This window comes from Chryseobacterium sp. sg2396 (assembly GCF_042610505.1).
Taxonomy (GTDB): domain Bacteria; phylum Bacteroidota; class Bacteroidia; order Flavobacteriales; family Weeksellaceae; genus Chryseobacterium.
Genome location: NZ_JBHGAQ010000029.1, coordinates 26,071 through 35,581 on the forward strand (window position 1 = coordinate 26,071; position 9,511 = coordinate 35,581).

Sequence of the window (9,511 nt, forward strand, 5' to 3'; positions counted from 1 at the left end):
AAAGGAATGGATTCTGTCCTGCCTTGATTATCAGCCAAAAATCTCTACTTTTGCCGAATGCTAGAAATCCTTTACCGCGACGAACATCTTATTGCCATCAACAAACCCAGCGGACTGCTTGTTCATAAATCCTTTTATGCAGGAACAGCAGATACCTATGCTGTTCAGGAACTAAAGAATCAGATCGGGCAGAAAGTATATCCGGTACACCGTCTGGACCGGAAAACTTCAGGTGTTTTGCTGTTTACTTTAGATAAGGAAACGCTGAGGGCAATGAGTGAGCAGTTTGCCACAAGGGAAGTCGAAAAGAAATACATCGCCATTCTCCGGGGCTGGACGAAAGAAGAAGAAACAATCGACTATGATTTGATTAATGAAAATGAAGTAAAGCAAAATGCTGTGACTTACTATCGCCGCTTACAGACTTCGGAGATCGATTTACCTTTTTTAAAACATCAGACTTCCCGATATTGTTTGGTGGAAGCCATTCCGGAAACAGGACGGTTTCATCAGTTGAGAAAACATTTTAAGCATATTCTGCATCCGATCTTAGGTTGCCGCAAACACGGTTGCAACAAGCAGAACAAATTGTTGCTGCAGACTTTTAACATGACCCGAATGCCACTTCATGCCTATCAGCTTACTTTCAATCATCCTGTTTCTAACGAAAGAATTACCGTAACCGCCACTATAGACGAAGAGTTTAAAGAAGCGGGTGATCTCCTCGGGCTTGACCTGAATGCGTATGTAAAGAATCATTAAGATGTACTTCGTCCATCGGCTGACAGTTTCATGAGTCCTGCCTCATTTTCAAATTTCCAAATTCTTCCATTTTCAAATTAAAAAATCAGACGACCTGCCTGACAAAGAATTTAGGATTTCAATTAAAAATCAGTATCTTTGTACCTCAAAAACCAGGCATGTACAAATCGCTGATCCGCCCGATCCTTTTCAGATTCGATCCTGAAGCCGTGCATCATTTTACCTTCTCGATGCTTAAGAATTTCGGCTTTCTGACTAAATTGTTTTTACCGAAACCCATCGAAGACAAACGTCTTGAAAGAGAAGTCTTCGGACTGAAATTCAAAAATCCGGTCGGACTTGCAGCCGGGTTCGATAAAAATGCGGTGCTGTTCAATGAACTGGCAGACCTTGGGTTCGGATTCGTGGAAATCGGTACGGTGACGCCGAAGGCACAGGCCGGGAATCCTAGAAAAAGGCTGTTCCGGCTTATCGAAGACGGCGGAATCATCAACCGGATGGGATTCAATAACGACGGACTGGAAGCAGCTATTGAAAAACTGAAAGGCAACAAAGGCAAAATCATTATCGGTGGAAACATTGGAAAAAATACGGATACGGCTCCAGAACAGTACACCAACGATTACCTCCAGTGCTTTGAAGGCCTGCATCCGCATGTCGATTATTTTGTGCTCAACGTAAGCTGCCCGAATGTAGGGAGCCATGCCAAGCTGGAAGATGTGGAATACCTGCGTGAGCTGATTACCGAAGTTAAAAAGATCAACCTTTCCAAAAGCGTTCAGAAACCGATTCTTTTAAAAATCGCTCCTGACCTGAATAATCGTCAGCTCGATGAGATCATTGACCTGATCGCAGAAACGAAAATCGACGGCGTTATTGTGTCCAACACTTCCGTAAACCGGGAAGGACTGAAAACGTCACCGGAAGTCCTGGCGCAGATCGGCAACGGCGGCCTGAGCGGAAAACCGATCCGTGAACGCAGCACCCGCATGATCCGCTATCTTTCCGAAAAGAGCAACCGAGCCTTTCCGATTATCGGCGTGGGCGGGATCCATTCGGCAAAAGATGCCATTGAAAAGCTGGATGCCGGTGCAAGCCTGGTTCAACTGTACACCGGCTTCATTTACGAAGGCCCGGAACTCATCAACGATATCAACCGGGAAGTGCTCAAAAGAGCAAGCCGCCTGCCTAGATAATGCTGCTGTCTGTTAGCAAATGGCTATTGGATTAGTGCATTAAAGTAGCAAATAGGGAAGAAAATTAACCGAAATTTTAATAAAGTATAAGCAACATCTGCCTGATGTTGCTTTTTATTTGTCTGCAGTCCAATGAAATTTGTTTGGATTCGAGACCAAATATTTTCTATTCTACAACATGAAAAATCATCTTAAATTCAGGCTTTGATTTTATCGTCAGAGCCCTGAAGGGGCGACATACATCAGCACATGGTGAAACCCTGTGTCAACCAATTTTAGATACCAAAAAGCCCTGAAAGGGCGAAACAACTTCAAAGGAAAAAATGCGCGACCGTATAAATAATCAACCCAACCAATCCGCCGACCAATGTTCCATTTACCCTGATGAACTGCAGGTCTTTACCGACTTCCAGCTCCAGTTTCTCGCTTAATTCCTTTCCCTGCCAGTTGCCGACCGTTGAGCTGATGAGGTTGCCGAACTGATGGGTGTTTTTCAGGATATATTTGTAGGCTGTTACGCGGATCCAATTATCGATTTTGGCTTGTAGAATTTCATTGGTATTTAAATTCAAGGCAAATTCATTCAGGTTTTTGGAAAGATAGGTTTTCAGGGCAGAATGATCCTGCTGAAGCTCTTCGGTAACCGTCTTTTTTATGGAAGCCCAGATGTCGCGGGAATATTCATTTAGTTTTTCAGGCTGCAGAAGATCATTTTTAATGGTGGTGAATTCCTGCTCCCATTGCGGATCTTCAGCCAGGTTGGCGGAAAATTCCTGGATTCTCTTCGTAATCAGGTCTCTGATTTCATGGTTCGGGTCTTCTTCAATTTCAGCAAAAAAATCGGAGAGCCCGGTAGTAACCTTATCGGCAATCTTGTTATCGACAAAAGCCGGGATGAAGGTATAGCTTCCTTTACGGACCCGTTCTTTAATCAGTTCGCTGTTTTCAAGAATGTAATTTTTGATCTGGGAGGAAAGGCTGGTTACCATCCGTTGATGGTCGTTCTTTTCGGTAACATAGATAATCCCGTTGCCGACGATTTTGTTGAGCTTGATATCGCCCGCCATTTCAGATACTTTACGGCTTATGAATTGGCTGACCTCCGCATCGTCGAGCTTGTTGAGAATATCCAGAATGATGTCGGAAATATTCCGGATCAGGATTTCCTGGTTCTTTTCTTTTCCGAGCCATTCCCCGGCAAAAGTGGATATTTTCAGTTTCTGGATGTAAGGACGGATATTTTGGGGAGACAAAAAATTTTCAACGACAAATCCGCCCAGGTTGTCGCCCAGCTGCTGCTTGCTGTTCTCAATGAGGTTAGTGTGCGGAATCGGCAGGCCCAGCGGATGGCGGAACAGTGCCGTTACGGCAAACCAGTCGGCGAGAGCGCCTACCATGGCGGCTTCGGAAAAAGCACGGACATAGCCGATCCAATGGGAATCCATCCGCTTCTGGAGGATTGTCATCACAATAAAAATAACAGCCATCAGCAGGAACAGCCCGGTGGCGAAGGCCTTGTATTTATTCAGCTGTTTTCTCTTTGCTTCATCATTCATAAAGTTAGGTATACGGTTATTATTGATGATTTTATTTCCAAATTCAATTTGTTATCGTACGAATATTCAATGGCTTTCGAAAATAACTTGTTTAAAGTCAGTATTTTGTAATTTTATTATTGATTACAAATCGTAATTACTTACTTAAAAATAGTTAAATTTTAAAACATACATTCAATTATGGTTTGATTTTAGCTGGTATCAATTCGTTAAACAGACGACATGGAACACGAAGCAAAAAACAATCCATACTATTCCCGGACCGACCGTACGAAACTGGATGTTCCGAATCAGGAATGGAGAAACATTCTTTCTCCCGATCTTTATGCGATCTCCAGAGAAGCAGCTACGGAGCGTCCTTTCACTGGAAAGTACAATGAGTTCGATCAGTTGGGAGAATATTATTGTGCCGTCTGCGGAAACCATCTGTTCCGGTCGGATGCTAAATTTTCCAGCAGCTGCGGATGGCCCAGTTTCTTTGAAGCGGATAAGGAAGGAGTGTATTACAAAAGGGATACTGCCTTCGGAATGGAAAGGGTAGAAGTGCTTTGCCAAAGATGTGACTCGCACCTTGGCCATGTCTTTGATGACGGTCCCAAACCCACCGGATTACGGTATTGTATGAACTCCGTAAGCCTAGAATTCGTACCGGATTCTGAAAAATAAACAGTGGTTTAAATTCTATAAACCAGCACGTTAAAGTTTCTTAAATAGCGTTAAACTTTTTGGAGTTATAACGCTTATCCTGTTATGTTTTTATACATTTGTTCCCGCAATTGTATTTAACATAATATTTTAATGAGAGGATTTTATAGCGTACTCGGTATTGTTTACATGATTACCACTTCATTTTACGGGTCTCCCGAAAAGGCCGTTATGAAGAATGAAACCAATACCAAAAGAATTGAGAAATCAGTTGAAATGCATTCTGTGAAAGCAGAAAAGACCATGTCTTCATCCGAAGAATTATACCATTCCATTTCCTTTGAACAGGGCCACGAACTTAATGAAGATGTTTTCTTCAAAGCCCTTACCGGTTTTGAAAATATGAAGAAAGCCGGATTGCTTAACCCGGAATCGCATCTGCTTACGGTTTGCGATTTTTCTATGTCGTCCAATACCAAAAGACTTTGGGTGATCGACATGAATGAGAAAAAAGTACTGTTCAACTCATTGGTAGCACACGGTAAAAATACAGGCGAAGAATTTGCGACGAATTTTTCTAACACGGAAAGTTCGTTGCAGAGCAGCTTAGGATTTTATATCACGGATGCTACTTACCAGGGGGACAACGGCTATTCTCTGAAACTGTTGGGAATGGACAAAGGTTTTAACGATGCGGCTTATAGAAGAGCCATCGTGATGCACGGGGCCGATTACGTAAGCGAATCGTTTGCCGCAATGCACAAAAGAATCGGGAGAAGCTGGGGATGCCCTGCGGTGCCGAGGGATCTTACCCAGCCGATCATCAATACGATCAAAGGAAGAAACCTTCTTTTCATCTATTACCCGGATCAGAACTACCTTTCCAAATCGGAATGGCTGAAGGCATAAAACAACAGGATAAAAACAGAAAAAGCAGTCTTACGTAAGGCTGCTTTTTTTATTGTCGGAGCAGAACCGCACCTGGAAAACACTTCCTTCGCCGGGTGCTGAGGTCAGCAGGATGCTGCCATGATGCATTTCAATGATTCTTTTGACGATGGATAAACCGATTCCGTTTCCTTTTTCATCATGTTTATTGGCTCCGCGGTAAAAAAGATCGAAAATTTTATCCAGTTCCTTTTCATCGATCCCGACCCCATGATCGATAAAGCGGATCTTCAGGGTCTTACCGTGAACTTCAATTTCCACCCTGCAGCTTCTGTCTGCTGAATATTTACAGGCATTTTCCATCAGGTTAAGAAAGGCAACCTGCAGCAGATAAGGATTTCCATAGAAATCGTAATTGCTTTCGTCCTTATCGGCCATGTTATCCATATAATGAATGCCGATTCTGTAATCCTGGTTCTTTTGGAGCAGATCCACTTTGGCATCGGCCAAGATTTCATCTACCCGGAGATCGGTAAAGCTGATCTGGGAAGCATCATAGCTGGCCCTGGCAAAATCCAGCAGGGCGGAAGAAAGCTGTGAGGCATGGGTCGCATCCTGCAGGGCATTGTTGATGGAAATCTTATAATCATTCAGGGTGACATTCAGTTCTTTGGCAAGTTCCAGCTCGGCAATCAAAGTGGAAAGCGGGGTTCGGAATTCATGGGAGATCGTCGTTACAAACTGGCGGTGGTTGCTGAAGGATTTTTCCAGCCGGTTGAAAGTGGAATTAAAGGTTTCGGTCAGCTCGTATATTTCGTCTTTAGCCTTGGGAACGATTAGTCTTTTGTGAAGGTTATGCTCTGAAATATCGCGGATCTGAACAATAATGTCTTTTAAAGGCTTTAGGGTATAGTAGGAAAACAGGAAACCGATGACGAAAATAATGAGAACGGAGATAATATAAACCACAATAATATCATTCCTGAATTCTTTAATGTGGGCCAGTCCGGTTACGTCAACGGCGCTTCCGATAATGTAAAAATTATCGCCGTTAAATTCATACCGGAATGCCATATACTGCCGCTCTCCGCGTTGCCAGGTCAACTTGTCTTTTTTTGTCTTAATGAGCTGATCAAGATAATACATATTTTTTGAGCTGGGCCTGATGTCGGTAAAGATCAGTTCTTTTTTGCTGTTATACACGCTGATGTCGGCTTCGTTCAGCATCTTTTTGTTCCGTTCATGAAGCTTTTTTATTTTATTGCCGTCTATATTGGCATCAAAGATAAATTCTGCTCTCCAGATAATTTTATAACCCAGGCGATCATTGAATTCATCGTTCCTGTTTTTTTCGGAAACAAAATAGAGGACGTAGGCAAAAACGAAGAGGATGCCTGCGGTAATCAGTGCGTACATCAACGCGGTCCGGGTTGCGATTTTCATAAGTTCCGGGTAAAAATAAATCCTGTTCCGGGCGTGGTGTGGATCAGTTTTCATCAAAATCTTTATCTATTTTCTTGCGCAGATAGGCAATGTAGACATCAATATAATTGGTTCCGGTATCAAAATGGTTGCCTCAGACATTTTCGGCAATTTCTTCCCGGGTCAGGATGCGCTCTGCATGGGTCATCAGGAAAACCAGCAGTTTGAATTCCTTCGGGGTCAGGGTAATTTCTTTTCCGTCCCGGAATACGCGGTTGGTCTTCTGATGGATTACCAGCTGATGATACTGAATAAGATCCGGCTGCTCTTTTTTTTTTCGGCAATGATGATTTCCTCAGCAGCACGGCTTTTATCCGGGCATACAGTTCCCTGATCTCAAAAGGTTTCACCATATAATCATCGGCCCCGGCATCGAAACCCTCGATCTTTTCATCGATGGTCCCCAGGGCGGTAAGCATAATAATCGGCAGGTCCGGATGTTTTTGCCTGATTATCTTACTGAATTCAATCCCGTTCATCTGCGGAAGCATAATATCCGTAATGATCAGGCCGAATGCAATCCGGTCTGCTAAAACCAGGGTATCTTCTGCATCTTCCGAAATATAGATATGGTAGCCCTGGCTCTCAAGGCCCCGTTTTAACAGGACAGAGACCCGCGCATTGTCTTCTATGATTAAAATTTTCCTCTGGAATACTGTTTCAGGTGGGAAGATGAGCCGGAAGGTGCTTTTTAAAAGCCTAGATTCCGACGCCGTACAAATCCCATATAAAGGTATTTTATATTTTACTTCCGGAAAAACGGAATCTCCCGTTTAATGGTTTTCTAACAGTATTCCAGGGTTTTCAAAACTAATTTTGCCCTGTCAAAACAACGAAAAGAGCACTGCAATACTATGGACAGAAGGTACTTTAAAACCGGACTTATCATCGCTTCATTACTAGGGATGAGCCAGACAGCGGAAGCACAGAAAAAAAATGATTTCGGCAATCCCGCGCTTACCCATTATCTTAACGAACAGCGTACCCGGTATATTTCTTTCAGCGGATATGCCGAACTGTGGGCCCGGTATGCCCAGCTGAATCCGGGGAGTATGGTCAACAACGATGCAAAATCAGACGTATCCGATCTTTCACTTCGCAGGGTAAAAATGACGTACAAGCCGACGGAAAAACTGATGTTTGTGCTTCAGGGAGGAACCACCAATGTGAATGTGAATGCGAAAGGCAGCAATTATTTCGATCTGCTGGATGCCTATGCCGAATATTCTTTTAATGATAAAATTGCTTTCGGAGCAGGACGCTCCACCTGGAGAGGGCTTTCCCGTTTTACTACAGGCCCGTTGAATACATTGTTGTACGATCTTCCGGCTTATGCCACTTCCAATGCCGGAGCAACGGATTATAAGGTGCGCGAACTCAGTGCTTACATCAAAGGGCAGCTGGGAAAATTCGACTACCGCCTGATCGTAGCCGATCCTTACACGATGGCGACCGCAGATCCGAAGCCCAATGTTTCCACATTCAGTAAAAATTCGCCGCATAAAGATTTTTCAGGGTATTTCCGATATGCTTTTCTGGACACGGAGAATATTTCCACCCCGTTCAATTCCGGAACGTATGCGGGGAAAAAGAAGGTGCTGAGTCTGGGAGCCGGATTCGATTATATTCATAACGCCATGTGGCACCAGGATGCGGCTAAAAACACGGTGAATGACGATATGAAGAGCTTTGCCGCAGACCTGTTCTACGATGCGCCCCTGAATAAAGAAAAGGGAACTTCCGTAAGTGCTTACGCTATGGCGATGCACAACGATTACGGCCCGAATTATGTCCGCTATGTCGGAACCAATAACCCGGCTACTTAGGCAGATGCCTCTATGGCAAGCCTAAACGGTGCCGGAAATGCTATGCCCGTAATCGGAACCGGAAATACTTATTATCTGCAATTGGGAGGAATATTGCCTTATTTTAATAAAGAAAAGAAAGATATGCAGCTTCAGCCTGCTGTAGGGATACAGCTTTCCGATCTGAAAGGCCTTCATGACAATGCCGTAATCTATGATGCCGGAGTATCCCTGCTTTCGAACGGAATGTCTTCCAGGCTTACTTTCGATGCACAGAACCGTCCCGTCTTTACCAATGATCCCGGCAATAATGCCGTGGTTCCCGATCGCAAATGGCAGTTTATCCTGAAATACAGGATCGATTTTAATTAAAAGCAATACAATTCCTAAAACAGATTACTATGGAAAGAAGAAAATTTTTATTCCGCTCCGTACAGGCTTCGGCATTGCTGCTGATCTCCGGGAATATGCTGGCCTCTGCTTTACCGATGTTTAAACCCATAAAAAAGAAAAAAGTGTACTTCCATTATTTATTGTTCTGGCTCCGGAAAGATCTTTCCGAAGCTGAGGTTAAGGAATTTGAAAACTTTTTCAAAGGATTGGCGCAGCTTCCTTACCAGAAAAACCTCCGCTACGGAAAACCCGCCTATTCCAGCCCGAGAAGTGTACTGGATAACAGTTTTACCTATAATGCCTCCATGGAATTTGACAGTCTGGAAGAACTGGAAGTTTATGGAAAACTTCCGGAACACCTTGTCCTCGTACAGAAATACAAGCCGTTCTTTGAAAGAATGTTGGTTCACGATACCGTTTACAATCCATAAAAAAGAATTTTATCCTAATGAAAAATTTAGTTAAAGGCATAAGCCTTGTTGTAGCATTTTCCACAATGAATTTTATGAATGCACAAGATCACGACCACAAACACATCAGCGTAAAGGCAGAGGAAACTACGGAGTTTATTCCGGCCATCAGGCTTATCAACAAACCCGACGGGACCTGTACTTTTGAGAAAGGAAAGATCCCAACCCTGCAACACATGAACACCAGTACTTTCTGGATGAGCAACAAAACCGAGGAATGGGAAAAAAATGCACATCCTGCACCGAGAAGACAGTATGTGATTACTATTAAAGGAAATATTAGAAGCTGTTTGAGTTATTTATTTTGAAAAAAA

General features: G+C 43.4%; 11 protein-coding genes and 1 pseudogene. 8 read left to right on the forward strand and 4 right to left on the reverse strand.

Annotation, left to right across the window (positions count from 1 at the left end):
* The first annotated feature begins 57 nt into the window (after positions 1-57).
* Positions 58-762: a pseudouridine synthase gene (locus ACED20_RS20110; RefSeq protein WP_294201689.1), complete on the forward strand. Its 705-nt coding sequence runs from the start codon at positions 58-60 to the stop codon at positions 760-762.
* Positions 763-920: 158 nt separating this feature from the next.
* Positions 921-1,958, forward strand: coding sequence for a quinone-dependent dihydroorotate dehydrogenase (locus ACED20_RS20115; RefSeq protein WP_294201690.1), 1,038 nt, complete (start codon positions 921-923; stop codon positions 1,956-1,958).
* 311 nt (positions 1,959-2,269) lie between these two features.
* Here ACED20_RS20115 and ACED20_RS20120 read toward each other — a convergent pair whose 3' ends face one another.
* Positions 2,270-3,514, reverse strand: coding sequence for a DUF445 domain-containing protein (locus tag ACED20_RS20120; RefSeq protein WP_294223580.1), 1,245 nt, complete (start codon positions 3,512-3,514; stop codon positions 2,270-2,272).
* 222 nt (positions 3,515-3,736) lie between these two features.
* Here ACED20_RS20120 and msrB point away from each other — a divergent pair, with 222 nt between their 5' ends.
* Positions 3,737-4,180: a peptide-methionine (R)-S-oxide reductase MsrB gene (gene msrB, locus ACED20_RS20125; RefSeq protein WP_294239114.1), complete on the forward strand. Its 444-nt coding sequence runs from the start codon at positions 3,737-3,739 to the stop codon at positions 4,178-4,180.
* Between the two features lie 132 nt (positions 4,181-4,312).
* Positions 4,313-5,068, forward strand: a complete 756-nt coding sequence (locus tag ACED20_RS20130) for a murein L,D-transpeptidase catalytic domain family protein (RefSeq protein ID WP_294239115.1) — start codon at positions 4,313-4,315, stop codon at positions 5,066-5,068.
* A 30-nt stretch (positions 5,069-5,098) separates the two neighbouring features.
* Here the strand turns inward: ACED20_RS20130 and ACED20_RS20135 are convergent, their stop codons facing one another.
* From ACED20_RS20135 to ACED20_RS20145, 3 genes and pseudogenes are all read right to left on the reverse strand, one after another.
* Positions 5,099-6,544 (reverse strand): HAMP domain-containing sensor histidine kinase, encoded by a 1,446-nt coding sequence (locus ACED20_RS20135; protein ID WP_294239117.1) that lies wholly within the window; start codon positions 6,542-6,544, stop codon positions 5,099-5,101.
* A 79-nt stretch (positions 6,545-6,623) separates the two neighbouring features.
* The gene (locus ACED20_RS20140) at positions 6,624-6,782 is read right to left on the reverse strand and encodes a winged helix-turn-helix domain-containing protein (protein ID WP_367269828.1); all 159 of its coding nucleotides are present in this window, start codon (positions 6,780-6,782) and stop codon (positions 6,624-6,626) included.
* A gap of 115 nt (positions 6,783-6,897) precedes the next feature.
* Positions 6,898-7,266: pseudogene (locus ACED20_RS20145) on the reverse strand (response regulator); the annotation flags it as partial.
* Positions 7,267-7,383: 117 nt separating this feature from the next.
* Between ACED20_RS20145 and ACED20_RS20150 the strand changes: the two are divergent.
* Genes ACED20_RS20150 through ACED20_RS20165 form a run of 4 tightly spaced genes read left to right on the forward strand, consistent with a single transcriptional unit; the run spans position 7,384 to position 9,505 of the window.
* Positions 7,384-8,355 (forward strand): hypothetical protein, encoded by a 972-nt coding sequence (locus tag ACED20_RS20150; protein WP_378106530.1) that lies wholly within the window; start codon positions 7,384-7,386, stop codon positions 8,353-8,355.
* A gap of 12 nt (positions 8,356-8,367) precedes the next feature.
* Entirely contained in the window at positions 8,368-8,706 is a 339-nt protein-coding gene (locus ACED20_RS20155; protein WP_378106532.1) for a hypothetical protein, read from the forward strand.
* Between the two features lie 29 nt (positions 8,707-8,735).
* On the forward strand, positions 8,736-9,158 hold the full coding sequence (locus ACED20_RS20160) for a Dabb family protein (RefSeq protein ID WP_378106534.1): 423 nt from the start codon (positions 8,736-8,738) through the stop codon (positions 9,156-9,158).
* A 17-nt stretch (positions 9,159-9,175) separates the two neighbouring features.
* Positions 9,176-9,505 (forward strand): hypothetical protein, encoded by a 330-nt coding sequence (locus ACED20_RS20165; protein ID WP_378106535.1) that lies wholly within the window; start codon positions 9,176-9,178, stop codon positions 9,503-9,505.
* The last annotated feature ends 6 nt before the right edge of the window (positions 9,506-9,511 follow it).